Source organism: Pandoraea cepalis (assembly GCF_902459665.1).
Classification (GTDB): domain Bacteria; phylum Pseudomonadota; class Gammaproteobacteria; order Burkholderiales; family Burkholderiaceae; genus Pandoraea; species Pandoraea cepalis.
Genome location: NZ_CABPSL010000031.1, coordinates 1 through 24,036 on the forward strand (window position 1 = coordinate 1; position 24,036 = coordinate 24,036).

Annotated in this window: 21 protein-coding genes and 1 pseudogene; 15 read left to right on the forward strand and 7 right to left on the reverse strand. The window is 62.5% G+C overall.

Annotated features, from left to right (window positions below; genetic code table 11):
* Positions 1-62: 62 nt before the first annotated feature.
* The 4 genes and pseudogenes from PCE31106_RS23215 to PCE31106_RS23230 all read left to right on the forward strand — a co-directional run.
* Positions 63-1,409: pseudogene (locus PCE31106_RS23215) on the forward strand (PrkA family serine protein kinase); the annotation flags it as partial.
* A gap of 15 nt (positions 1,410-1,424) precedes the next feature.
* Entirely contained in the window at positions 1,425-2,687 is a 1,263-nt protein-coding gene (locus PCE31106_RS23220; RefSeq protein WP_150564820.1) for a YeaH/YhbH family protein, read from the forward strand.
* A 37-nt stretch (positions 2,688-2,724) separates the two neighbouring features.
* Positions 2,725-4,269, forward strand: coding sequence for a SpoVR family protein (locus PCE31106_RS23225; RefSeq protein ID WP_017232879.1), 1,545 nt, complete (start codon positions 2,725-2,727; stop codon positions 4,267-4,269).
* A complete protein-coding gene (locus PCE31106_RS23230) occupies positions 4,269-4,688 on the forward strand; it encodes a VOC family protein (protein ID WP_150564821.1) in 420 nt (139 codons plus the stop codon). Before PCE31106_RS23225 ends, PCE31106_RS23230 begins: the two co-directional genes overlap by 1 nt.
* A 13-nt stretch (positions 4,689-4,701) precedes the next feature.
* Here the strand turns inward: PCE31106_RS23230 and PCE31106_RS23235 are convergent, their stop codons facing one another.
* Positions 4,702-6,069: a GGDEF domain-containing protein gene (locus tag PCE31106_RS23235; protein ID WP_150564822.1), complete on the reverse strand. Its 1,368-nt coding sequence runs from the start codon at positions 6,067-6,069 to the stop codon at positions 4,702-4,704.
* Positions 6,070-6,957: 888 nt separating this feature from the next.
* Here PCE31106_RS23235 and PCE31106_RS23240 point away from each other — a divergent pair.
* The 7 genes from PCE31106_RS23240 to PCE31106_RS23265 all read left to right on the forward strand — a co-directional run bounded on the left by PCE31106_RS23240 (position 6,958) and on the right by PCE31106_RS23265 (position 12,313).
* On the forward strand, positions 6,958-7,692 hold the full coding sequence (locus PCE31106_RS23240; protein ID WP_017232882.1) for an ABC transporter permease: 735 nt from the start codon (positions 6,958-6,960) through the stop codon (positions 7,690-7,692).
* 53 nt (positions 7,693-7,745) lie between these two features.
* Complete coding sequence (locus tag PCE31106_RS23245; RefSeq protein WP_150564838.1) at positions 7,746-8,654, forward strand: glycine betaine ABC transporter substrate-binding protein; 909 nt, start codon at positions 7,746-7,748, stop codon at positions 8,652-8,654.
* Between the two features lie 48 nt (positions 8,655-8,702).
* Positions 8,703-9,350, forward strand: coding sequence for an ABC transporter permease (locus tag PCE31106_RS23250; protein WP_017232884.1), 648 nt, complete (start codon positions 8,703-8,705; stop codon positions 9,348-9,350).
* Complete coding sequence (locus PCE31106_RS23255) at positions 9,347-10,546, forward strand: osmoprotectant ABC transporter ATP-binding protein OsmV (RefSeq protein WP_150564823.1); 1,200 nt, start codon at positions 9,347-9,349, stop codon at positions 10,544-10,546. Before PCE31106_RS23250 ends, PCE31106_RS23255 begins: the two co-directional genes overlap by 4 nt.
* 166 nt (positions 10,547-10,712) lie before the next feature.
* On the forward strand, positions 10,713-11,960 hold the full coding sequence (locus tag PCE31106_RS23260) for a mechanosensitive ion channel family protein (protein ID WP_017232886.1): 1,248 nt from the start codon (positions 10,713-10,715) through the stop codon (positions 11,958-11,960).
* A 36-nt stretch (positions 11,961-11,996) separates the two neighbouring features.
* Complete coding sequence (locus PCE31106_RS24125; RefSeq protein WP_174975411.1) at positions 11,997-12,140, forward strand: hypothetical protein; 144 nt, start codon at positions 11,997-11,999, stop codon at positions 12,138-12,140.
* Between the two features lie 11 nt (positions 12,141-12,151).
* Positions 12,152-12,313 (forward strand): type II toxin-antitoxin system PemK/MazF family toxin, encoded by a 162-nt coding sequence (locus PCE31106_RS23265; protein ID WP_254441301.1) that lies wholly within the window; start codon positions 12,152-12,154, stop codon positions 12,311-12,313.
* 48 nt (positions 12,314-12,361) lie between these two features.
* On the opposite strand, the gene PCE31106_RS23270 is transcribed toward PCE31106_RS23265, so the two are convergent.
* Together PCE31106_RS23270 and PCE31106_RS23275 are read right to left on the reverse strand one after the other, a co-directional pair.
* Positions 12,362-13,486, reverse strand: a complete 1,125-nt coding sequence (locus PCE31106_RS23270; RefSeq protein WP_150564825.1) for an alkene reductase — start codon at positions 13,484-13,486, stop codon at positions 12,362-12,364.
* A 177-nt stretch (positions 13,487-13,663) separates the two neighbouring features.
* Positions 13,664-14,950: an MFS transporter gene (locus PCE31106_RS23275; RefSeq protein ID WP_150564826.1), complete on the reverse strand. Its 1,287-nt coding sequence runs from the start codon at positions 14,948-14,950 to the stop codon at positions 13,664-13,666.
* 210 nt (positions 14,951-15,160) lie between these two features.
* Here PCE31106_RS23275 and PCE31106_RS23280 point away from each other — a divergent pair, with 210 nt between their 5' ends.
* Complete coding sequence (locus tag PCE31106_RS23280) at positions 15,161-15,928, forward strand: TetR/AcrR family transcriptional regulator (RefSeq protein ID WP_150564827.1); 768 nt, start codon at positions 15,161-15,163, stop codon at positions 15,926-15,928.
* A gap of 60 nt (positions 15,929-15,988) precedes the next feature.
* Here PCE31106_RS23280 and PCE31106_RS23285 read toward each other — a convergent pair whose 3' ends face one another.
* Entirely contained in the window at positions 15,989-16,585 is a 597-nt protein-coding gene (locus tag PCE31106_RS23285; RefSeq protein ID WP_369751557.1) for a helix-turn-helix domain-containing protein, read from the reverse strand.
* Positions 16,586-16,789: 204 nt separating this feature from the next.
* Here PCE31106_RS23285 and kbl point away from each other — a divergent pair, with 204 nt between their 5' ends.
* Positions 16,790-18,007 carry a glycine C-acetyltransferase gene (gene kbl, locus PCE31106_RS23290; protein ID WP_150564828.1) on the forward strand — a complete coding sequence of 406 codons (1,218 nt, stop codon included), beginning with the start codon at positions 16,790-16,792 and terminating at the stop codon, positions 18,005-18,007.
* Positions 18,008-18,009: 2 nt separating this feature from the next.
* Positions 18,010-18,975: an NAD-dependent epimerase/dehydratase family protein gene (locus PCE31106_RS23295; protein ID WP_174975414.1), complete on the forward strand. Its 966-nt coding sequence runs from the start codon at positions 18,010-18,012 to the stop codon at positions 18,973-18,975.
* A 157-nt stretch (positions 18,976-19,132) separates the two neighbouring features.
* On the opposite strand, the gene PCE31106_RS24130 is transcribed toward PCE31106_RS23295, so the two are convergent.
* Positions 19,133-19,276 (reverse strand): hypothetical protein, encoded by a 144-nt coding sequence (locus PCE31106_RS24130; protein ID WP_017232894.1) that lies wholly within the window; start codon positions 19,274-19,276, stop codon positions 19,133-19,135.
* A 441-nt stretch (positions 19,277-19,717) separates the two neighbouring features.
* Between PCE31106_RS24130 and PCE31106_RS23300 the strand changes: the two genes are divergently transcribed.
* Positions 19,718-20,602, forward strand: a complete 885-nt coding sequence (locus PCE31106_RS23300; RefSeq protein ID WP_150564830.1) for an outer membrane protein — start codon at positions 19,718-19,720, stop codon at positions 20,600-20,602.
* Positions 20,603-20,673: 71 nt separating this feature from the next.
* Here the strand turns inward: PCE31106_RS23300 and PCE31106_RS23305 are convergent, their stop codons facing one another.
* Both PCE31106_RS23305 and PCE31106_RS23310 read right to left on the reverse strand, forming a co-directional pair.
* Complete coding sequence (locus PCE31106_RS23305; RefSeq protein WP_150564831.1) at positions 20,674-21,990, reverse strand: ABC transporter ATP-binding protein; 1,317 nt, start codon at positions 21,988-21,990, stop codon at positions 20,674-20,676.
* Positions 21,991-22,000: 10 nt separating this feature from the next.
* Positions 22,001-23,740: an ABC transporter permease gene (locus PCE31106_RS23310; RefSeq protein WP_150564832.1), complete on the reverse strand. Its 1,740-nt coding sequence runs from the start codon at positions 23,738-23,740 to the stop codon at positions 22,001-22,003.
* Between the last annotated feature and the right edge of the window lie 296 nt (positions 23,741-24,036).

Sequence of the window (24,036 nt, forward strand, 5' to 3'; positions counted from 1 at the left end):
AACGCTTCTTCGCACCCGTTTACAACCCCCATTCATAACCCATTGTGTGTAAACAATTTTTCGTGCGATTGCCCTGGTCGGTGCTGCAACAGATCGCCATTGCCAAGACCGAACCGGGCGATGAAAACAACCAGGACATTTCGTCGCTGGTCGGCAAGGTCGACATCCGCAAGCTCGAGGAATTTCCGCAGGACGACCCGGATGCCTACTCGTATTCGGGGGGCTTGTGCCTGGCCAACCGCGGCCTGCTCGAGTTCGTGGAAATGTTCAAGGCGCCGATCAAGGTGCTCCACCCGCTGCTGACCGCCACGCAGGAGGGCAACTACAAGGGCACGGAAGGTTTCGGTGCGATTCCGTTCGACGGTATCGTGCTGGCGCACTCGAACGAGGCCGAGTGGCAAAGCTTCAAGGGCAACCGCAACAATGAGGCTTTCCTCGACCGGATCTACATCGTGAAGGTGCCTTACTGCCTGCGGGTGACCGACGAGGTGAAGATCTACGAGAAGCTCGTCAAGAACAGCTCGCTCTCCAACGCGCCACGCGCGCCGAATGTGCTCAAGATGCTCGCCCAGTTCGCGGTGCTCACGCGTCTGAAAGAGCCCGAAAACTCCAACATCTTCTCCAAGGTCCGAGTCTACGACGGTGAGAACCTCAAGGACATCGACCCGAAGGCCAAGTCGTACCAGGAGTATCGCGACTACGCCGGGGTAGACGAGGGGATGACGGGGATGTCCACGCGCTTCGCCTTCAAGGTGCTCTCCAAGGTCTTCAACTTCGACAACACGGAAGTGGCCGCCAACCCGGTGCACATGCTGTATGTGCTTGAGCAGCAAATCGAGCGCGAACAGTACCCGGGAGAAGTCGAGAAGCGGTATCTCGCCTACATCAAGGAGTATCTGACGGCACCGTTCGTGGAGTTCATCGGCAAGGAGATTCAGACGGCGTACCTGGAGTCGTATTCGGAGTACGGTCAGAACATTTTCGATCGCTATGTGAACTTTGCGGATCTCTGGATTCAGGATCAGGAATATCGCGATCCGAACACCGGCGAGATCCTCGATCGCACCGCGCTCAACGACGAACTGGAGAAGGTCGAGAAGCCGGCCGGGATCACGAATCCGAAAGACTTCCGCAACGAGATCGTCAACTTCGTCCTGCGCGCGCGTGCCAACAACGCGGGCAAGAATCCGCTCTGGACGAGTTACGAGAAGCTGCGCGCGGTCATCGAAAAGCGCATGTTCTCGACCACCGAGGACTTGCTGCCGGTGATCTCGTTCAACGCGAAGTCGTCTAAGGAGGATCAGGAAAAACACGCCAACTTCGTCAACCGTATGGTGGAAAAAGGCTATACCCCGAAGCAGGTCCGCCTGCTCGTGGAATGGTATCTGCGCGTGCGCAAATCCTCGTAAGCAATCGGGGCCACTATGTCAGCAATCATCGACAGACGGCAAAACGGCAAGAACAAAAGCGCCATCAACCAACAGCGTTTCATCAAGCGCTATCGCGATCAGATTCGACGCGCGGTAGCGAAGGCGGTGGCTGGGCGCAAGATTACCGATATCGATGGCAGCGGACAGGTCTCGATCCCGGTCAAGGACATTTCGGAGCCGTTGTTCCACCATGGACCCGGCGGGCGGCGGGAGATGATTCATCCCGGCAATCGCGAGTTCGTGGTGGGCGACAATTTCGAGCGTCCGCCGTCGGGCGCGGGGGGCGGCGGCAGCCGCGCCAGCGACTCGGGAGAGGGCGAGGACGATTTCGTCTTCAACCTCTCGCGCGAGGAGTTCCTGAAATTCTTCTTCGAGGACATGGCCCTGCCGGACCTCGCGAAACGCCGGCTCGCGCAGATTCCGGAATTCCGCAAGGTTCGCGCGGGCTATTCCGTCGACGGCACGCCGTCGAACCTCAACGTCATTCGTACGATGCGCAGCTCGCTGGGTCGCCGCATCGCGCTCACGGCGCCGTACCGCAAGCAGTTGCGCGAGCTCGAGGCCGCGTACGCGGACATTGTCTCGCGTGAGGGCGACACGTCGCCGCGCGCGCTGGCGATGTTGCCGGAGATGTCGCGCCTTCGCACGCGCATCGAAGCCATTCCGTACATCGAGAAGCTTGACCTGCGTTATTCGAATCGGGTCATGCAGCCTCGGCCGCAGGCGCAGGCTGTCATGTTCTGCCTGATGGACGTCTCCGGGTCGATGGACCAGAGCCGCAAGGAGTTGGCCAAGCGCTTCTTCATGCTGCTCTATCTGTTCCTGCGGCATAACTACGAGCGCATCGATCTGGTGCTCATCCGGCACCACACGACGGCGAAGGAAGTCAACGAAGACGACTTCTTCTATGCCCGCGAGTCCGGAGGGACGGTCGTCTCCAGCGCACTCAAGCTGATGACGGAAATCATCGCGGATCGCTATTCGCCGAGCGATTGGAATATCTACGGGGCGCAGGTGTCCGACGGCGATAACTGGGACGGCGATTCGCCCATCTGCCGCGATATTCTGATGCAGTCGATCATGCCTGCCGTGCAGTACTTCGCGTACGTGGAGGTGGCCAGCGCCGAGCCGCAGAACCTGTGGAACGAATACTTGTCGGTCAAGCAGCGGCATCCGAATTTCGCGATGCAGCGCATCATGGAGGCGGCCGAGATCTATCCGGTGCTGCACGACCTGTTCAAGAAGAAGGCGGCCTGAAAACCGCCCGGCGTCGGCCCCGCAACGAGGACGCATCATGGCGTATATATCCACCGGATCGGAATGGACGTTCGAGCTGATTCAGCGCTACGAGCATGAGATCGCGCGCATCGCGGCGAACTTCAGACTCGACACGTATCCCAACCAGATCGAGATCATCACCGCCGAGCAAATGCTCGACGCCTATGCGACCGTGGGGCTGCCCATCGGCTATCACCACTGGTCGTACGGCAAGCACTTCCTGTCGTCCGAGCGCGGCTACAAGCGCGGACAGATGGGGTTGGCGTATGAAATCGTCATCAATTCGAACCCCTGCATCGCGTATCTGATGGAGGAGAACAGCATGACCATGCAGGCGCTGACCATCGCGCACGCCAGCTACGGTCATAACTCGTTCTTCAAGGGCAATTATCTGTTCCGCACCTGGACGAGCGCCGACGCCATCGTCGATTACCTGCTGTTTGCGCGCAACTACATCACCGAGTGCGAGCAGCGCTACGGCGAACAATCGGTCGAACTGCTGCTCGACTCCTGCCATGCGCTCATGAACTATGGCGTCGACCGCTACAAGCGACCAAAACGCCTGTCGCTGGCGCAGGAACAGGCGCGCCAGAAAGAGCGCGAGAACTATCTGCAAATGCAGATCAACGATCTGTGGCGCACGTTGCCTCATCACCCCCTGCACGATGACGACGAGGACGACGGGCTCGATCCCACCGAGTCCGAAGAGGCACCGTTCCCGGGGGAGCCGCAGGAAAACCTGCTGTACTTCTTCGAGAAGAACGCCCCCAAGCTGGCCCCCTGGCAGCGCGAGATCGTGCGCATCGTGCGCAAGCTCGCGCAGTACTTCTATCCGCAGCGTCAGACCAAGGTGATGAACGAGGGCTGGGCAACGTTCTGGCACTACACGATTCTGCAGCAGCTCTACCAGGAGAAGCTCGTCAACGACGCGTTCATGATGGAGTTCCTGCATGCGCACACGAACGTGGTGTACCAGCCGTCCTTCGATAGCCCGTACTACAGCGGTCTGAATCCGTATGCGCTGGGCTTTGCGATGTTTCAGGACATTCGCCGCATGTGCGAAGCGCCGACCGAGGAAGATCGCCAATGGGCGCCGGACATCGCCGGCACCGACTGGTTGACGACGCTCGACTTCGCCATGCGCAACTTCAAGGACGAGAGCTTCATCCAGCAGTTCCTGTCGCCCAAGGTCATTCGCGATCTCAAGCTGTTCTCCGTGCTCGACGACGACCGCGACAGCCGCCTGCGCGTGACGGCCATTCATAACGACGCCGGCTATCGTGAAATTCGCGAGATGCTCGCGCAGCAATACAACCTCAGCCAGTTGGAGCCGAACATCCAGGTCTCGCACGTCGATCTGCATGGCGATCGATCGCTCACGCTGCGCCATGTGCAAAGCGAACGCAAGCCGCTCGACGATAGCTTCGAAGAGGTGCTCAAGCACGTGGCGCGCCTCTGGGGCTTCACGGTGCGGTTGGAGACGGTGTTCGAGGATGGCCGCAACGAGATGACGCATGAGACCAAGGTCGAGAAGCGGCGGCGCTATGCGCTGAGTGCCTGATGAGGATTCCGTTCGTTGCGCTCGATCACGTGGTGCTGCGCACCACCGACGTCGAGCGGCTCCGGCACTTCTATATCGACGTCCTGGGCTGCACGCTGGAGAAGGTGCAGGCCGACATTGGGCTGGTGCAACTTCGCGCGGGCGACGCGTTGATCGATCTGGTCGACGTCGCCGGCGAAATCGGCCGCCGGGGCGGGGCGGCACCCGGCCCCGAGGGGCGCAATCTCGATCACTTCTGTCTGCGGGTCGAACCGTTCGACGCGGTGGCCATCCGTTGGGAACTGGCCTCGCATGGGGTGACGCTCGGTGAGGTCGTGCCGCGCTATGGGGCGCACGGCGAAGGGCCGTCGTGTTACGTCGACGATCCAGATGGCAATACCGTCGAACTCAAGGGGCCGCCGTTCCGTTTGCTTCGTTGAGTCGGGCGCGGCATCAGGCCGCCAACTGCCCCAGCACGCTTTGATCGCGTCCCTTGTGCTTGGCTTGATAGAGCGCCCTGTCGGCACGCTCGAGCATCGCGCTGATGACGAGCGGCTCGCCGGGTTGCCACGTTGCAATGCCCACGCTGATCGTGATGGCCTCGCCTCTGTCGCGCGCCTTCTCGGGAAGTAGCTCGGTGCTCGCGCGCTTGACCGATTCGCGAATACGGTCGGCCACGCGCAGGGCGGCCTGTTGATCGATTTCCGGCAACACCACCGCAAACTCCTCGCCGCCCAGGCGCACCGCGAAATCGCTCGGCAGCCGAATGCAGTGCTGGATCGTGCTGGCGATACGTTGCAGCACGATGTCGCCGAACGGATGCCCGTAGCGGTCGTTGACCTGTTTGAAGAAGTCAATGTCGATCAGCAGTACCGACAGGGGGATCGCACGTTGCTGAACCCGGTCGGCAACGAGGCGGATGCGATTGTCGAAGTAGCGGCGATTGTAGATGTGCGTGAGTGGGTCGACGAAGACCTTCTCGACCAGGTCCGTGTTCGTGAGCGCGAGCGACTGATACTGGCGCGTGATTTCCCAGACCAGGGCGAGCGTTGCCACACCGGGCGAAGCCAACGCCAGCAGGCGTGCGGCATACCATTGATAAGACGCGTCGTTGGGCGCTGTGAGCGAAAGCAGCAACTGGCACAGCGAGATGGTGACGACCACCCACACGAGCAGAAACAGCTTGTGAGACAGGCGCGTGACGGTCGCGACACGCCACCACAGCGCGACATAAGCGACGAAAAGCCCGTATAGGGCGAGCGTCTCGACGCTGATGCCACCGACCGGAGGCGCCACGATGAGCGGGCGGCCGGTGCCGATCAGCGCCAGTGACACCGTCGCCCAGATGACGAGCACGGTGGCGCCATACCACGCGGCTTCCTTGTAGCCTGGACGGATGTGCGGATCGCTGCGCGTGCGTGTATAACTGTGCACGCTCAGCATTACGTACGCTGCGAAGCTCGCTTCGGCCATGAACCAAAGCCAGAAGGGCGCGTGCGTGACATGCGTTGCAATGCCGGCGAGCTGGTTCGCGAGCAACACCCCCTCGGTAAACATGAAGAGTCCGCGCAGCAGGAAGGCGCATCCGAATTGCGCGAAATATCGCTTGCCGTTGTAGAGGTACTGCACGCCGAGCAGACACGCGGTCGACAGGTTAAGAATGCCGCCGGCCGAGACGAGGAAGAACGTCAGTAAAGGGTTGACCTCGCCCTGGATGGCGCGCGCGAAAAATCCGGCGAGCGTGAGTGCGGCGCACGCGACCAGGATAGTGGTTGCGGCGACACGATTGCCGGGTTCGGTACGGCTGATGGTAGTTTTCATAGTTCTTATTCGCCAATCAACGACCTCGTGCTTCGCGCACGATCGCCCTTTTGCCGTTCAACCATCGCGCTCGAGACTGGCCGCAAGATCGTTGCCTCACGTGACCGTCCCGTTTCCCCGATTTTTCGCTAAATAGTTGAAAACTAAGATAAACATCGGAGAATACACGAGTTTCTTCGGGTTGGCATCCGTTTCGAATGGCGCGCGTTGCATTCCCGTTCGACCCTCGCCGAGGCGCGGATTTTGGACCGCCTGCGCAGCGTTTTCGGGCGCGCGAAAGCGCGATGCCATCGTCGCGGAAAATAAATCGGCGTGGCACACTGATCCGCTGTGCGGAACTTGACGTCGACGAAATTCGGAGCGCGCGTGGGGGAATTCCCGCAACGCCAGTGATGGCGGTGGATTGAAGTGCGTGCAATTGATTTGGTATCCAACGCATTGTGCGTGATTAGAGCGGATATTGCACAGTAGTGCATGGGATTTCCCCCGTAAGGTGGGCGACGGCTTGGCAGCGACGCACTATCTGTACTAGAATAAAAAAAGCCAATCGCCGCGATTGGCCCATAGAAGCAGAAGTCAGAGGGTTGTCGGTGTTCCTCGTTGCGCCGACATTCCGTTCCATCACGCAATGAGTTTGTGCCGTAGAACATTCGCGCGTTTTCAATAAGCGTGCACCGAGAGGCCCAGGCGCTCATGGCGTCGAAAGCTTGTCTCTCATGTCGCATTTCGCGACGCCTGGTTCGTCACCGTCGTCTTCCACAGACCCTCGGAGCGAACACTTCACAATTCGCAAGGCAGCTAACAGTTGTCATGCTTGTTTGACCGCGTTGTCACGCGGGGCGATTGCTATTGCCCTGCGCCAGCGCTGCCAACCCATTCAAAGGGAGCATGAACGTGGCGAAGCAGTACCGCATTTTCTATTTGGCAGGCTTCGGACTGCTCGGCGTTGCCGTCGCAGTCACCGGTCTGCTGTATTGGCTGGGCGTCGATGCGCTCGTCAAATACCGGGGCGACCTGGTCTATTACACCCAGCAGCACCTCAAACTCGTAGCGATCTCGATGACGATGGCAATCGTGGTCGGCGTGCCCGCCGGCATGCTGATCTCGCGCCCGACGTTCGAGAAGCACGCCGAGCGCGCGGTGCAGATCTTCAATATCGGCAACACGCTGCCGTCGCTCGCTGTGCTGGCGTTGTCGATGGCCGTGCTGGGTATCGGCGATCGGCCCGCCATTCTCGCGCTTTGGCTCGCATCGCTGCTTCCCATCGTGAGAAATGCGTACGAGGGCCTGCGGCAGGTGCCGCCCGCATTGCGGGAATCGGCGCGCGGTATGGGCATGACGCCCGCGCAAGTGCTGTTCCGCGTCGATCTGCCCAACGCTATGCCGGTCATTGTCGGCGGCATTCGCACCGCGCTTGCGATCAACGTCGGCACCGCGCCGCTCGCGTTCCTGATCGGCGCGGACAGTCTGGGACAGCTGATCTTCCCCGGCATCTATCTGAACGACCCGACGAAGCTGCTGCTCGGCGCCGGCGGGACCGCAGTGCTTGCGCTCGTGCTCGACGGCATCGTCGCCTTCGCCAGCGGCCTCTGGTTCGCGCGCCACGGCGCCCCTGCCCGCTAAGGCAAAGGAGACCCCTACTTATGCAAGTTTCATTTTCTCGTCCGCGCAAGGGCATGGCGCCGCGCTGGTTAAAACGCCTCGGTGCGGCCTGTCTGGCGCTTGGCGTGATCGTCGCGGGCGCCGCGAGCGGCACCGCGCATGCCGAGACCCTCACGGTCGGCGGCAAGAACTTCACCGAGCAGTTGATCCTCTCGGAAATGACGACTCAATATCTGCGCAGCCTGGGGTACGACGTCGAACTCAAGAATGGTCTGGGCAGTGTCGTCATGCGTCAGGGCATGGAGAGCGATCAGCTCGACATCGTCTGGGAGTACACCGGTACCTCACTGATCGTCTACAACAAGGTCACCGAGAAGCTCGATCCGCAGCAGACCTATGCGCGCGTGAAGGAACTCGACGACAAGATCGGCCTCGTCTGGCTCAACCCGTCGGCGCTCAACAATACGTATGCGTTTGCCATGCCGGGTAATATCGCGCGCGAAGCGGGCATCGAGACGGTGTCGCAACTCGTGGACCGATTCCGAGCCAATCCGAAGATGCAGTTCGCCTTCGATTTTGAGTTTGTCGGCCGCTCGGACGGGCTTGTACCGATGGAGAAGCTCTACGACTTTCATCTCGCGCGACGCAACATCAAGCAGATGGATCCGGGCCTCGTTTATACGGCGCTCAAGAACGCGCAGATCGACGCCGGCCTCGTCTACACGAGCGACGGACGCAACAAGGGGTTCGATCTGAAGGTGCTGGCCGACGACAAGGGTTTCTTCCCGGCGTATGCGGCCACGCCCGTGGTGCGTCAGGCGGTGCTCGACGCCCATCCCAACCTCGCCGACGAACTCAACGCGCTGTCCGCGAAGATCAACAACGAGAACATGCGCGACATGAATGCGATGGTCGACATCGATCATCGTGCCGTTTCGCGTGTGGCGAGTGACTTCCTCAAGCAGGAAGGACTGGTGCAGTGACGGCGATCGCCCGTTGCTTGCCCTGAAAGTGACTGACCGAGGAGTCCCATGATTGAATTTCTCACCTATAACTGGCACCGCATTCTGATTCTCACCGGTCAGCATGCGTGGCTGGTGGCCGCGTCGGTAGGGGCGGCCATTGTGGTTGGCGTACCTCTGGGTGTGCTGGTCACGCGTTTTCGCTGGCTGTCGGGCGCCGTGCTTGGCCTGGCTACCGTCGTGCTCACCATTCCCTCGATCGCGCTGTTCGGCCTGATGATTCCGGTGCTGTCGGTCTATGGCATGGGGATCGGGCCAGCGCCGGCCGTTGCCGCCGTGTTCCTGTATTCGCTGCTACCGATCATGCGCAACACGAGCCTCGCGTTGCAGCAGATCGACCCGAGCATTCGCGAAGCGGGCATCGGCATCGGCATGACCTTCTGGCAGCGCCTGCGCCTGGTTGAATTGCCGCTCGCCGTGCCGGTCGTGCTGGGCGGCGTGCGCACGGCCGTCGTCATGAATATCGGCGTGATGGCCATTGGCGCCATCGTCGGGGCCGGCGGTCTCGGGGTGTTGATCACCCAGGGAATCAGTCAGAGCGATACCCGGCAGCTTGTCGCGGGTGCGGTCATGGTGAGCCTGCTCGCCATCGTCGCCGACACCCTGTTGCACCGCCTGCAGCGCGTGCTGACACCCAAAGGAATCCGAACCGTATGATTACACTCGACAATCTCACCAAGCACTTCGTCCAGAAGGACGGCACGCCCATGACCGCCGTGAATTCGGTCAGCCTTGACGTGCCGCCGGGCGAGATCTGCGTCTTCCTCGGCCCGTCGGGCTGCGGCAAGACGACCACGCTCAAGATGATCAACCGGCTCATCAAGCCGACGTCCGGGCGCGTTCTGCTCAACGGCGAAGACACCGGCAACATCAACGAAATCGAACTGCGTCGCCACATCGGCTATGTGATCCAGCAGATCGGCCTGTTCCCCAATATGACCATCGAGGAGAACATCACCGTCGTGCCGCGTTTGCTCGGCTGGGACAAGACACGTTGCCGTGCCCGCGCAACCGAGCTGATGGCGATGGTGGCGCTCGATCCGAAGCGCTATTTGTCGCGTTACCCGCGCGAGTTGTCGGGCGGTCAGCAGCAGCGTATCGGCGTGATTCGCGCGCTGGCCGCCGATCCGCCTGTGTTGCTGATGGATGAACCGTTCGGTGCGGTCGATCCGATCAACCGCGAATCGATTCAGAACGAGTTCCTGCAGATGCAGCGTCAACTAGGCAAGACCGTCATCATGGTCAGCCACGATATCGACGAAGCGATCAAGCTGGCGGACCGCATCGCGATCTTCCGTCAGGGGCGTCTGGTGCAGTGCGCGCAACCCGATGCGTTGCTGGCGCGTCCGGTCGACGAGTTCGTGGCGAGCTTCGTGGGACATGACCGAATTCTCAAGCGCCTGTTGCTGGTGCGCGCAGAAGACGCGGCCACGCCGCAGCCGACCGTCAAGCCGCAGACAACGCTGGCCGAGGCCTACGGCATGATGGACGAACTCGACACGCGCTCGTTGGTTGTCGTTGACGAGAATGCGCGCGCGTTGGGTTACGTTGCGCGTCGCGACACGCGTCATGCGCTCGGGGCGTGCGGTGAGCGGGTGCGCGAATTCAAGGCGTCGGCGGTGGCGGGCGACAACCTCCGGGTGCTGCTCTCGCGCATGTATGAGCACAACCTGGCGTCGTTGCCGGTGCTGGGCGACGACAACCAGTACCTCGGCGAGGTCACGCAGGATTCCATCGCGGACTATCTGAGTTCAGGCAGGTCGCGTGGCAACGGGGGCGGAACGATCACGGTGCCGCCGCCGCCAGGTGCGCCGCATGTGATCGCGAGTGTTCCGTTCGGTGCGACGCTGTAACCTGGCGCCTGATTCGAGACGATGGCTTGCGCGGTCGTCGACGGGTGAGCGTCACTGACATTCGCCCGGCAAGTCAACGAATGACGGCCCGATGTCTGGCCGTCTTTTTTTGTATTCACCTGCGCGGCGCAACGCTCGGGACAATCAGCAGGCAAGGAGTTGCAGGATGACGTGGGAAGCAATGATGGCATGGTTCGACAACGCGCCATGGGCACGGTTGGCCGGGGCGTTGGCGATACTGCTCATGGTGGCGCTGTTGGTGCAAGCGGTGGCGCGGTGCCTGATCGTTCGCGTGGTGCGCATCGTCGTACAGCGTACGGCGAATCGCTGGGACGACGCCTTGCTCGCACATCGCGTTTTTCACCGCGCGGCGCGGATCTTGCCGTACCTCGTGATTCAGTTCGGCATCGCGTGGGTGCCGGATCTGCCGGCGAAGGCGCTCATGATCATCGGCAACGTCGCGCTTGCGATGACGCTGCTCTACGCCACGCTGGCCATCGCAGGCATTCTCGACGCCGCACAAACGGTCTACGCGCTCTCGGAGCACGCGCGCACGCGCTCGATCAAGGGATATGTGCAGTTAGGCAAGATCGCGCTGTATGTGGTCGCGGCGATCGCGATCGTGGCGACGATCATCGACCGTTCGCCATGGCTGCTGCTCTCCGGTCTGGGGGCGATGTCGGCGGTGCTGCTGCTGGTGTTCAAGGACACGATCATGTCGTTCGTCGCCAGCGTGCAACTTACGTCGAACGACATGCTGCGCGTGGGCGACTGGATCGAAATGCCACAAGTGGGCGCCGACGGCGATGTGGTCGACATCGCCCTGCATACCGTGAAGGTGCAGAACTGGGACAAGACGATCACCACGATCCCGACCTGGCGGTTGATTGCCGAGAGCTTTCGCAATTGGCGCGGCATGCAGCAGTCGGGCGGCCGCCGCATCAAGCGCACGCTGTGTGTCGATGCGGGTAGCGTCGGGTTTCTCGATGAGGCTGAGATTGCGCGCCTGTCGCGGCTGCATCTGCTTGGGTCGTATTTGACGGATAAGCAGCGTTCGTTGGCCGATGCGAATGCGGCGCTGGGCGCGCTGGGGATTGCCGCGGCGGTGCCGGCCAACACCCGGCGGCTGACGAACATCGGCACCTTCCGCGCGTATGCGTTGGCGTATCTGAAGGCGCATCCGAACATTCACGAGGGCATGACGTGCATGGTGCGCTCGCTCGAGCCGTCCGCCACGGGCATCCCGGTCGAACTGTATTGCTTCACCAACACCACGGTGTGGGCCGAGTACGAACGCGTGCAGGGCGATGTCTTCGATCATCTGCTCGCGATCCTGCCCGAGTTCGGCTTGCGCATGTACCAGAACCCGGCAGGTGCGGATCTGGTGCGTTGGCAAGGGCAGCGGGCGGCGTAACCGCGCAGTGACGGGGGAATGACATCGGAGTGGGATATGGATGAACGAGACGAACTGGGTTGTGTGGGGAGTGAACAGAGCGAAATGCCGCCGATTGAACTGGGCGACATGGACAGCTACGAGGAGCGGCAGTTATGGAGTTTCGGCAACGACTTCGATGAGGAGGAGTGGACGTGGTGAAACGAGGCGAAGTGTGGGTCGTTTCACTGGACCCCGCCATTGGGTGTGAGATCAGGAAGACGCGGCCATGTGTCGTGATTCTTCTCGGACGACTCGGACGACTCGCACGACGCACGACGCGATTGATATTGCACTCGCCAGACAGAAAGGGCTCCCGCAGGAGCCCTTTCTGACGCAGCGCAACGATCCGACGCGAGGGCGTTGCGGGGCGTTACGGCGCGTTATGCCGCCGATTCGTCAAGCGTCGGATAGTCGAGATAGCCGTGCGCGTCGCCGCCGTAAAGCGTGGCGCGATCCAGGTCGTTGAACGGGCCGCCGCGCTGGAGGCGCTCCACCAGATCCGGATTGGCGATGAACGGTTTGCCGAACGCGATCAGGTCAGCCCGGTTCTCCTTGCGCGCCTCGATCGCCAGCGCGAGGTCGTAACCGTTGTTGGCCATGAAGGTACCAGTGAAGCGTTGACGAAGCTTCTGCAGATCGAAGCCGTTTTCGACTTCACGCGGACCGCCCGTTGCGCCTTCGACGATGTGCAGATACACGAGGCCGAAACGGTTGAGCTGTTCAACCGCGTACGTGAATACCGGCTCTGGATGGCTGTCGCCGCAATCGTTCGCCGGGCTGACCGGCGAGAGGCGAATGCCGACGCGATCGGCGCCCCATACATCGACGACCGCTTGCGTGACTTCCAGTGTCAGCCGCACGCGATTCTCGATGCTGCCGCCGTATTGATCGGTGCGGTGGTTCGTCTTGTCGCGCATGAACTGATCGAGCAGATAGCCGTTCGCCGCGTGGATTTCCACACCATCGAAACCGGCGCGCTTCGCGCACTCGGCAGCATGACGATACTGCTCGACGATGCCCGGGATCTCGGCGGTCTCCAGCGCGCGCGGCGTCGGGTGCGGCTCGAAACCGTGTTCCGTGAAGGCCTTGCCCGCCGGTTGAATCGCCGAAGGCGCGACCGGCAGCGCACCGTCAGGCTGCAGCGACGTGTGCGAGATACGGCCGACGTGCCAGAGCTGGCAGAAGATCTTTCCGCCCTTGGCGTGGAGCGCGTCCGTCACCCCTTTCCAGCCGGCGATCTGCGCTTCGGTGTAAATGCCGGGCGTGAAGGCATAGCCCTTGCCTTGCTGCGAGATGTTGGTCGCTTCGCTGATGATGAGTCCGGCCGACGCGCGTTGCACATAGTACTCGGCGTTCATCGGGCCCGGCACGTCGCCGGCACCGGCGCGGCTGCGCGTAAGCGGTGCCATCACGATACGGTTGCGCAGTTCGAGCGGACCGAGCCGGTACGGCGAGAAAAGGTCCGTGTCGAGCGCGGTGAGTTGAGGGTGTTGCGAGTCCGTCATTGTTCAGGGTCCTGTGAAAATGGGGGATGCTGTCCTGCACAAACCTTGAATAGGTTACGGCAATTGCTGAAATCTCGCCGACGTCACCAAAGGCGACGCCTGTCGATGCAAAAACGCGCCTCGATGCTCGGCAATGCGCGTGCCGGTGCGAGGCATCACGGCGACCCGATGGCAGGATTACGCGCCGGCCGGGACGGGCTGACTCGGTGCGCGCCGGTTAATGCGCAGCACCATGAACGCGCCGATAATGCACACGCCGCCCGAGAGCATCGATGCCATTGTGTAGTTGCCGAGCGTGGCGCGCAGCGAGCCGGCGACCAGGGCGGCCGTCGCCGCACCGAGCTGGTGCCCCGCGACGATCCAGCCGAACACGATGGGGGCCGCCGTTTTGCCGAACACATCGGTCGTCAGTCGCACGGTCGGCGGCACGGTCGCGATCCAGTCCAGGCCGTAGAACAGTGCAAAGAGCGGCAGGCCGAAGAAATCGAAGCCGAACGCATACGGCAGGTAAATCAGCGACAGCCCGCGCAACCCGTAATACCAGAACAGCAACACGCGACTGTTGTAGCGATCGGAGAGCCAGCCCGAAAACGTGGTGCCCACGAGATCGAGCATGCCCATCGCCGCGAGAATGCCGGCCCCCTTGACTTCGGAGAGCCCGTAATCGCTGCACATCGCGATGAAGTGCGTGCCGATGTAGCCGTTGGTGCTCGCGCCGCAGATGAAGAAGCTGAAGAACAAGAGCCAGAAGTCGCGCTTGCCGGCCGCCACGCGCAGTACCGACAACGCGTGGGTCAGCGGATTGCCTTGCGAGAGCGGGATATCCGGCGCGTCTTCAGGGGCGCCGACCGGGCGCAGGCCGACCGACCCCGGACGCTCCGGCAGGAGGAACGCCACGAGCGGCAGCACCAGCGCCGCGACGATCGCCACGATCAGCACCACCGGTCGCCAGCCGTGACGCTCGATGATCGCGGCCATCATCGGCAGAAAGACCATCTGACCGGTGGCCGAACTCGCCGTCAGGATGCCCATCGCCAGACCGCGATGTGTGTGGAACCAGCGGTTCGCCACGGTGGCGGCCAGCGTGATGGCCGCCACACCCGTGCCGCCCCCGACCATCACGCCCCAGATCAACACCATCTGCCAGGGGGCGGTCATCAGCGACGAAAGGGCCGTGCCCGAGGCGAGCAGCAGCAACGCCACCATGACGGTCGGGCGAATGCCAAAACGTTGCATTGCAGCGGCGGCGAACGGGCCGGTCAACCCGTATAGCGCCAGATTCACCGAAATGGCCAGCGAGATGGTGGCGCGGCTCCAGCCGAAGTCGTGCTCGAGCGGCACCATCATCACGCTGGGCGTCGCGCGAATGCCCGCCGATGCGAGCAGAACCAGGAATATCACCCCGACCACGACCCAGCCATAGTGGAAGTGACCGTTGATGCGCCTTGCGATGGCTGCCTTCATGGCGGAAATCCTTGCGGGGGATCGGTCTCGTCAGCCGTCCCGGGAACGTTTGCGGGAACCGCGCTGTCTATGGTCAATCGTAAGCTTGTGACAGATCGGTAACATTAGGTTGCCATGGTATGAACCGATCGGTAACATGTCAAGTATTCGTTTGCGACGTCCGGGTGCTGCCCGACATCGCGAATCACCGCTTTAGGGGAGTGCCGGATCATGGCCAAATCGACAACGCCTGTCATGCCCGATGTGCCTGGGACGCCGGATCCGGCGACATCAGGGGGAGAAACGACCGCGGTCGCGAAGGCCACGAAGGACGCCAAGCGCAAAGGCACGGTTGTCCCTGCGCGCCGAGGCCGAACGGCGACGCGCTCGGGCAAGACCGAGCGGCATGTGACGCCAGCGTCCGTCGCGCATCAGTATCTGCTCAATGCGGCCGTGGAACTGTTCCACACTGAAGGGGTGCGCGCCGTGGGCGTGGACGCCGTCGTCAAACGCGCCGGCGTCAACAAGATGTGCCTCTATCGCCAGTTCGCGTCGAAGGACGAGCTGATTCTGGCGTATCTCGATCACATGCAGACGGCGAGTCTGGCGCGTATCGACGAAAGTATCGCAAAACGGCGCGGCGAGCCGCGCGCACAATTGCTGCAAATCTTCGTGGATCTCTCCGAGCGGGCGAGTCGGCCCGGCTATCGCGGCTGCCCGTTCGTGAACGTGGCCGCTGAATTCCCCGACCCGGCGCATCCCGCGCGCCAGTCGGTGGTGAATTACAAGGCGGAAATGGTGCGGCGTTTCACCGAACTCGTCACGGCCGCGGGTTTGCGGGAGCCGGCGCCGTTGGTCGATGCGCTCTCGCTGATTCTCGAAGGCGCGTATGCAGCGAGTCAAACCTTCGGACCCGGTTCGCCGCCGCTCCGCATTTTGCCGACGGTGGCGCGTCAGATCATCGACGCCGGCATGTCGGGTGCGCTGGCGGCCGACTGAGTGCCTTCAGGCCGCTGCTGCCGTAGCGGCCTGCGCCACGCGCGGGTGTTCCGCCCGCGCTTATCCGTGGATCACCACGAGCAGACCACGTGCGACGGATTTGCCGACATTGCGGATCGCGTGGGCGCGGTCGGCGGGATAGCGGGCGGTCTCGCCCGGCTTGGCGCGTCGCGCGAAGTGTTCGACCTCGATGTCGACCTGGCCGTCGAACACCGTGAAGTGTTCGCGCGTGCCCGGATCGTGCGGCTCGGAGACGAGTGCGGCGCCGGGTTGCAGCGTCAATTCATACCACTCGTATTTGCCCGCCAGCTCCATCGGTCCCAGGATCTTGAGCTGATACGCGTGCTCAGCGCCCGCCAGTGTCGGAATTTCATGCTTGCCGATCACGCGTACCGGCTCGGGGTCGCCCGCCGGGGCGCCCAGCAGTTGGTCGAGGCGCACACCTAACGCATTGGCCAACCGCCACGCCACGGCAATGGTCGGATTGGCCTTGTCGCGCTCGATCTGCGAGAGCATCGACTTGGAGACGCCGGACGCGCGCGAGAGCGTCTCCAGCGTCATGCCGCGCTCTTTGCGCAGTTGCTGAATCATGTCGCCGACCGGCGGCGGGGCGACCGGTGACATCGCCGATGCTGCGGGAGTACTTGCCATATGCATTCCGTGATATTAGAATTTTCCAATATATTGAAACTAGTTCAATATAAAGTATAGTTTCCGATAAGGTGAATGGCTGCATGGTAGCAGAGCAAGCGCTCGATGCCGGGCTGCCCTTCGCGACCGGCCGGTATCCACCGACGCCGCCGGATTCCCACGACGGCGCTGCATAACGGCGCCGACGACCGCACCAAGGAGAGGCGCACGATGACCGCACAAACCCCGGAAGCCCGCGAAGGCTTCTACCGTCAACTGACCGAACGACTCGAAGACACGCGCCGGCAGGGCCTTTTCAAGCAGGAACGCGTGCTGATGTCGCGGCAGGGGCCGGAGGTCATGTGCGACGACGGGCAGGCGCGTATCAACCTGTGCGCCAACAACTACCTCGGGCTTTCGGGCAGTGAAACGCTCGTCAAGGCCGCACAGCAAGCGCTGGAAGACTTTGGATTCGGCTTGTCGTCGGTGCGCTTCATCTGCGGCACGCAAGGTCCACACAAGGCCCTTGAGGCTCGCATCGCCGCGTATCTCGGCACCGAAGACGCCATCCTGTACGCCGCAGCGTTCGACGCCAATGGCGGCGTCTTCGAACCGCTGTTCGACGAGCAGGACGCGATCATCTCCGACGCCCTCAATCACGCCTCGATCATCGACGGTGTGCGTCTTTGCAAGGCGCAGCGTCTGCGCTATGCCCACAACGACATGGACGACCTGGAGCGCCAGTTGCAGTCGGCGATGGGGGCGCGTCATCGCATCATCGTGACCGACGGTGTGTTCTCGATGGACGGCACGATTGCTCAACTCGACAGCATCGTGGCGCTGGCCGAGCAATACGGTGCGCTCATCATGATCGACGAGTGTCACGCGACCGGCTTCATGGGGCCAACGGGGCGCGGCACGCACGAGCATCATGGTGTGCTCGGCAAGATCGACATCATCACCGGCACGCTGGGCAAGGCGCTCGGCGGCGCGATGGGGGGCTTCACGGCCGGGCGACGCGAGGTCATCGAAACGCTGCGTCAGCGCTCGCGCCCGTACCTGTTTTCGAACAGCCTGGCGCCCGCCATTGTCGGCACGTCGCTCGCTGTGTTCGACGAACTCGAACACTCATCGGCGCGACGTGAGCAATTGCACGAGAACACCGCGTTCTTCCGCCGCGAAGTGGCGGCGCTGGGCTTCACCATCAAGCCCGGCACGCACCCGATCGTGCCGGTCATGCTCTTCGACGCGACGCTCGCGCAGCGTTTCGCGCAGCGGCTTTATGAGCTGGGCGTGATCGCCACCGGCTTCTTCTATCCGGTGGTGCCGCACGGACAGGCGCGCGTGCGCGTGCAACTCTCGGCGGCCCACACGCGCGATCAACTGAACCGGGCGCTGACGGCGTTCGCCCAGGCCGGCAACGAACTCGGCATTCTCAAGCAAGGTTGAACATGGAACGCATCCTCATCATCGGCGCCAACGGTCAAATCGGCAGCGAACTCGTCGACGCGCTGGCCGCGCAGTATGGCAACGAGAACGTCATCGCCACGGACATCGCACCCGGACCGTCACGTCACGCGGTGCATTACGAGACGCTCGACGTGCTCGACGGCGCACGACTGGCCGCGCTGGTCGAGCGCTTCGGCATTACCCAGATCTTCCATTTGGCGGCGCTGCTCTCCGCAACGGGCGAGACCCGGCCGCTCCAGGCCTGGACGCTCAACATGAACGGCTTGCTCAATGTGCTCGAACTGGCGCGCGAACGCCAGGGACTGCGCGTGTTCTGGCCGTCGTCGATTGCCGCATTCGGTCCGCATACGCCGGCCGTCGAAACGCCCCAGCTCGCCATCATGGATCCGACCACGATGTACGGCATCAGCAAGCAGGCGGGCGAGCGGCTGTGCGAGTACTACTTCACAAAGTTCGGCGTAGACGTGCGCAGCTTGCGCTATCCCGGCGTCATCAGCTACAAGACGCCCCCGGGCGGCGGCACGACCGATTACGCCATTGAGATCTTCCAGGCGGCGCGTCGCGGCGAGACGTACACGTGTTTCCTGAAGGAAGACGCGACGCTGCCGATGATCCACATGCCCGATGCGGTGCGTGCCACGCTGGCGTTGATGAATGCCGACGCCTCGCGCCTGCGCGTGCGTTCCTCGTACAACGTGGCGGGGGTGAGCTTCGACCCGGCCACGCTGGCGGCGGCCATTGCACGTCGTGTGCCGGGCTTCACGGTGAAATACGCCCCGGACTTCCGCCAGGCGATTGCCGAGACCTGGCCGCATACGCTTGACGATACCCATGCCCGCTACGATTGGGACTGGCAGCCGGCCTTCGGACTGGACGCGATGGTCGACGACATGCTCGCCAACGTGCCACTCGACTGGCATGCGCCGGTCCTGGGCAACGCGGCTTGATCGGGAGCGGGGAGGTGACGGCGACGCTGAGGAGGAGGTGATGGCGCCGAAAGGCGAGCCGGTGACTGCGAGGGAGATCAGGACAAGCCGAGCAAGGCGCGTGCGATATCGAGTCGTACGCGCCTTGTTGCATTGCGCGCCGGGATTGCCGTGAGCCTTACTTCGGGTGGTGCACGGCGTAGTACGCCAGTGCGGCGATGACCGCACAGGTCACAGCAAAGGCGCGTCGGCGCCAGCGGTACGCGGGGGTCAAGCTGATGGCCCGCCCGCGGACGGCTTCTTTCGAATGGTAATAGCTCATATTGCGTCTTCTCGGGTCTGATGCACGGTCTTCGCCGCGGAAAGAACCTGCATGACTGCGCGTCGCTGCGCCCCCCGGTGCATGACCAGCAGGTTCCGTATTCATTATGCGACTGCATAAAAACGACCGCGAATCAGTATCTATACCGATACGTGTGGCCTTTTTGACACGGTCGGATCGCTCGATTCTCCTCAGCGACGACCGCTTCGGCCGGGGAAAATTTCCCGCCGTTTGCCCATCTGCCAATCGTCACGGCCATGCAGCCGAGTTTCCCGTCTCGATCGCTCGAGCCGCGTGAATCTCAATTGGCTAAGGATCCGAAGAATCCACATTTCTCCGCTTGCATGCCACCTCACGCGCTGAAACAATGCCGAAAAACGGTGGCCACGCCGATGGCCATCTTCGAGTCGTCTTAGAGAACACGCCTGGGAGGGACGTGCAATGACGCCTAGCACCCGCCGCACCATCGCTTGCGGCCATCGCGGAAGCGCCATCAAGCGCGCCGCATTCGTCTTCGTTGCCGCCAGCGTGTGTGCGGCCAACGTCTCTGCGCAGGAAGCCATGCTGCGCGCCAACAATCAGGTCTGGGTCGACGCGGGTGCCCAGCAATTGCATTACTGGGAAAATATCGCGCCCGGCAAGAGCGATTCCGAACGGGGAACGATCGCCGCGTTCGCGCTGGGGGCATCGACCCAGCGAGAGCTGTTCAGCGTGTCCAACCTCTATTTCGCTGGCTCGGTGCGTGTCTCGCACGGCAACGTCGATTACGGCGGTTATCTGCAAGATCTGGCGGGCCGCGTTGTCCAGCCGAACTATGAGATGAGCACGCGCTCGACCGCGACGGACGTCACGCTCAAGGCCGGCAAGGCGATTCCATTCCAACTCGGCACCTGGCATGCGCAGGTGATTCCTTATCTGAGCTATAGCTACCGGGACTGGATTCGTGACAGCAGTCGCGACCCGAACGGTTTTTACGAGCGCTATCGCCATCATGTGGTCGGCGGCGGCCTGATGGGGCAGCTCGAAGTCACACCGAAGCTTGTGGCGACCGCAGACGTTCGCGCGGGCGCGATGGTGGGCGCCTCGATGACGCTGGCGGGCTCGCAGAACACGTTCAGCCTCGGGAACAAGCCGGTCGTCGTGGCGGGCTTCGGGCTCGACTATGCGATCGCGCGCAACTTCCACGTGAACGCGAGCTACGAGTGGTCTCGCTTCCAATACGGGCGCTCGAGCGTCACGCAGGTCGCGCCGGGCACGAACGCCTACGAACCCGATTCGAAGACGATCAACCAGACCTGGATGGTCGGCGCGGGCTACGCCTTCTAAAAATGACAACGCCGCGCGCTCAGTCGAGTCGCGCGGCGTTGGATTTCCGGCCGGACGCCGGCGGACGATGATCAGGTCGCGCCTTCCACGTCTTCCAGACTGAACGTCTCCGTGTGGTCGTTGTACGAGAAGATCTCGGCGTAACGTCCCCAGTTGATGGCGGTATCGAGCGTTTCCTGCGCGAGATCGTCCGACATCGAATCTTCCAGCTCCTGCTCGAACCGTACGCGCGGGGCGCGTTGCCCGCGGCGTTCCTGCAGCACGGCGCGAATCTTCGCGGCGAGCGGCACGTGACGCAGCAGATGCTCGGCGAACAGCACCTTGCGTTCCTGCGTGCTCACGTCCACGAAACGTTTGCCGGCGACGGTCAGCAGGATGTCGCCCTCCTTGAGTTCCGCGAAGCCCAAATGGTCGAGGATTTCGGCCACGGGGAAGAGGTCGTCGACCTCGAGCAGCAGCGTCTGCGCGATTTCCGGCAAGTCGGCGCGGCCGTTGTACGGCGGGCCGGCCAACGCTTCGAGCAGACCGGCCATCAGGTTGGTCGACACTTCGTGCAGCGGACTCGACAACTCCAGCGTCATCTTCTGCGTGGTGTGTGCGTTGCGACGCGACGTCATCAGCGCATAGATGTCGTCGACCATCTTGCGGAAGGCCGGGTCGAGACGGTTGCGTCGATGTGGGAACGGTACCTTGATCTCGGCGACCACGCGGCCGGGATTCGACGACAGCACCAGAATCCGGTCGCACATGAACACGGCTTCTTCAATATTGTGTGTGACGATCAGGATCGACTTGATCGGCAACTGCCGCTGGCTCCACAGGTCGAGCAAGTCAGTACGCAGCGTCTCGGCGGTGAGCACGTCGAGCGCGGAAAACGGCTCGTCCATGAGCAGCAGCGTGGGATTGACCACGAGCGCACGCGCGAAGCCCACCCGCTGGCGCATGCCGCCCGAAAGTTCGCGCGGATAGGCGTTCTCGAAGCCGTCCAGACCGATCAGGTCGATGGCGGCGAGGGCACGGCGGCGACGCTCCTTCGGCTCGACGCCAAGCGCTTCCAGTCCGGCTTCCACGTTTTGCAGCACGGTCAGCCACGGAAACAGCGCGAAGGTCTGGAACACCATCGCCACCCCCTCGGGCGGCCCTTCGAGCGGTTCGCCGAGATAGCGGATGTCGCCCGCGCTCGGCTGAATCAGGCCGGCGATGATACGCAGCAGCGTCGACTTGCCCGAGCCCGAGCGGCCGAGCAGGCCGACGATTTCGCCTTCGTGCAGTTGCAGATTCACACCGTCGAGCACTTGCCGCTCGTCGCTGCCCTTGCGGAAGCCGCGGCCGACGTTGGCGAGCGAGAAGATCTCTTTTCCGGCAATCGGTTGGGTATCGTTCGGCATCACGGTCCCTTTAATTCAGGCGAAGCTTGTTTTCAGCAATGGCGTACATCGGACGCCACAGCAAGCGGTTGAACAGTACAACGAACAGCGCCATCACGGCGATGCCCAGCAAGATGCGCGGATAGTCGCCCGCTTCCGTCATTTGCGCGATGTACGCGCCCAGGCCGTGCGCGGCAACCTTGTCGTTGCCCCACTGCACGTATTCCGAGACGATCGACGCGTTCCACGCGCCGCCCGACGCCGTGATCGCGCCCGTCACGTAGTAGGGGAAGATGCCCGGCAGCATGATCTGACGCCACCACTGCCAGCCGCGAATGCGGAAGTTGGTGGCGGCTTCCTTGAAGTCGTTGGGAAACGCCGTCGCACCGGCGATGACGTTGAACAGGATGTACCACTGCGTGCCCAGCACGATGAGCGGCGAGAGCCAGATGTCCGGATTGGCGTGGAAATGGACGATCGCCACCACGAAGACCGGGAACAACAGGTTGGCCGGGAAGGCCGCGAGGAACTGGGCAACCGGCTGGATGCGTTCGGCAAGCTTCGGGCGTAGCCCGATCAGCACGCCCAGCGGCACCCACACCACCGAGGCGATGCCAATGAGCACCACCACGCGAACCAACGTGACCAGACCCAGGCCGAACACGCGCAGCACTTCGGCGACGCCGACTTCGGCCGTCACGAAGGCGCAGATCTTCCAGGCGGCGACCCCGCCCAGCACTACCAGCAGCGCGGCCCACACCCAATCGATCACGCGCGAGAGCGGGGTCTTCGATTCGGAATGGATCGCGGCGGGCAGCGAGAGCGGCATGCGTGCACGCGCGAGCGTACGCAGCAGCTTGCCGAACGGGCGAAGCAGGAACTGAATCGCTCGGGTGCGTTGAATCAGGTTGAGCACCCACGACTCGGGCGCGGCCTGAGAGACGGTGTCTTCCAGACGGAATTTGTCGGACCAGGCGACCATTGGCCGGAACAGGAACTGGTCGTAGATCACAATGACGACGACCATCGCCAGAATCACCCAGCCCACGGCATGCAGATCGCGCTGCACGATGGCCGTGGCGAGATACGCGCCGATGCCCGGCAGCGTCACCGTCTTGTCGCCCACGGTGATCGCCTCGGACGCCACCACGAAGAACCAGCCGCCCGACATGCTCATCATCATGTTCCAGATGAGGCCCGGCATCGAGTACGGTACGTCGAGTTTCCAGAAGCGCTGCCACGGCGAGAGCCGCAGATTCACCGCCACTTCCGACAGATCGCGCGGCTGGGTGCGCATCGACTGGTAGAACGAAAACGTCATGTTCCACGCCTGGCTCGTGAAGATCGCGAAGATCGCGGCGCATTCGGCGCCGAGCACGCGTCCCGGGAACAGGGCGAGGAAGAAGGTGACCGTAAACGAGATGTAACCCAGCACCGGCACCGACTGGAGGATGTCGAGCATCGGCACGAGCAGCTTCTCGGCCCGGCGGCTCTTGGCCGCAAGCGTGCCATAGACGAGCGTGAAGACGAGCGAGGCGACCATCGCCGCGAGCATGCGCAGCGTGGTGCGCAACGCGTACTCGGGCAGGTTGGCCGGATCGAGCGAGATGACCTCGGTCTGCAGGTTGGCCAGCGGGGCCAACGTCTGACGAATGCCCGACGAGCTGACCATCAGGAAACCGATGATGATCGGGAACGCAATGAAATCCCAGCGGTTGGGAAGCAGGCGTCGCGCAGTGGCGGGGATGAACGGACGGGCTACGCGCGTCATCAAGACCTCTTGAGGATGAGGGGTCGGACGGATAACAGGATTTGGCGTCGGCATGCAGCGCGGCAGCGACGTTGCGCGCGCGCAGGGACGGCAGCGGATGCTACCAGATTGCCCCGTAAAAATATGTTAAAGCGCGTGTCATACGCTGGCAAACCGGATCTTCCAAGAGGAATTGTGGTTTTTATGTTGCACTGCGGGAAATCAAGATTTCGACAGATGATACCCGAGGTGTGTGCGGAGACCGTTTGCGCCGACGCCGGGCCGCAAAATGAGGCTGGGATGATGTGAACTTTATG

Bases quoted from the DNA above. Each gene is read 5' to 3' on its own strand.
- PCE31106_RS23220 (WP_150564820.1), top strand. From the start codon at position 1,425: ATGTCAGCAATCATCGACAGACGGCAAAACGGCAAGAACAAAAGCGCC.
- PCE31106_RS23225 (WP_017232879.1), top strand. From the start codon at position 2,725: ATGGCGTATATATCCACCGGATCGGAATGGACGTTCGAGCTGATTCAG.
- PCE31106_RS23230 (WP_150564821.1), top strand. From the start codon at position 4,269: ATGAGGATTCCGTTCGTTGCGCTCGATCACGTGGTGCTGCGCACCACC.
- PCE31106_RS23235 (WP_150564822.1), bottom strand. From the start codon at position 6,069: ATGAAAACTACCATCAGCCGTACCGAACCCGGCAATCGTGTCGCCGCA.
- PCE31106_RS23240 (WP_017232882.1), top strand. From the start codon at position 6,958: ATGAACGTGGCGAAGCAGTACCGCATTTTCTATTTGGCAGGCTTCGGA.
- PCE31106_RS23245 (WP_150564838.1), top strand. From the start codon at position 7,746: ATGGCGCCGCGCTGGTTAAAACGCCTCGGTGCGGCCTGTCTGGCGCTT.
- PCE31106_RS23250 (WP_017232884.1), top strand. From the start codon at position 8,703: ATGATTGAATTTCTCACCTATAACTGGCACCGCATTCTGATTCTCACC.
- PCE31106_RS23255 (WP_150564823.1), top strand. From the start codon at position 9,347: ATGATTACACTCGACAATCTCACCAAGCACTTCGTCCAGAAGGACGGC.
- PCE31106_RS23260 (WP_017232886.1), top strand. From the start codon at position 10,713: ATGACGTGGGAAGCAATGATGGCATGGTTCGACAACGCGCCATGGGCA.
- PCE31106_RS24125 (WP_174975411.1), top strand. From the start codon at position 11,997: ATGGATGAACGAGACGAACTGGGTTGTGTGGGGAGTGAACAGAGCGAA.
- PCE31106_RS23270 (WP_150564825.1), bottom strand. From the start codon at position 13,486: ATGACGGACTCGCAACACCCTCAACTCACCGCGCTCGACACGGACCTT.
- PCE31106_RS23275 (WP_150564826.1), bottom strand. From the start codon at position 14,950: ATGAAGGCAGCCATCGCAAGGCGCATCAACGGTCACTTCCACTATGGC.
- PCE31106_RS23280 (WP_150564827.1), top strand. From the start codon at position 15,161: ATGGCCAAATCGACAACGCCTGTCATGCCCGATGTGCCTGGGACGCCG.
- PCE31106_RS23285 (WP_369751557.1), bottom strand. From the start codon at position 16,585: ATGCATATGGCAAGTACTCCCGCAGCATCGGCGATGTCACCGGTCGCC.
- kbl (WP_150564828.1), top strand. From the start codon at position 16,790: ATGACCGCACAAACCCCGGAAGCCCGCGAAGGCTTCTACCGTCAACTG.
- PCE31106_RS23295 (WP_174975414.1), top strand. From the start codon at position 18,010: ATGGAACGCATCCTCATCATCGGCGCCAACGGTCAAATCGGCAGCGAA.
- PCE31106_RS24130 (WP_017232894.1), bottom strand. From the start codon at position 19,276: ATGAGCTATTACCATTCGAAAGAAGCCGTCCGCGGGCGGGCCATCAGC.
- PCE31106_RS23300 (WP_150564830.1), top strand. From the start codon at position 19,718: ATGACGCCTAGCACCCGCCGCACCATCGCTTGCGGCCATCGCGGAAGC.
- PCE31106_RS23305 (WP_150564831.1), bottom strand. From the start codon at position 21,990: ATGCCGAACGATACCCAACCGATTGCCGGAAAAGAGATCTTCTCGCTC.
- PCE31106_RS23310 (WP_150564832.1), bottom strand. From the start codon at position 23,740: ATGACGCGCGTAGCCCGTCCGTTCATCCCCGCCACTGCGCGACGCCTG.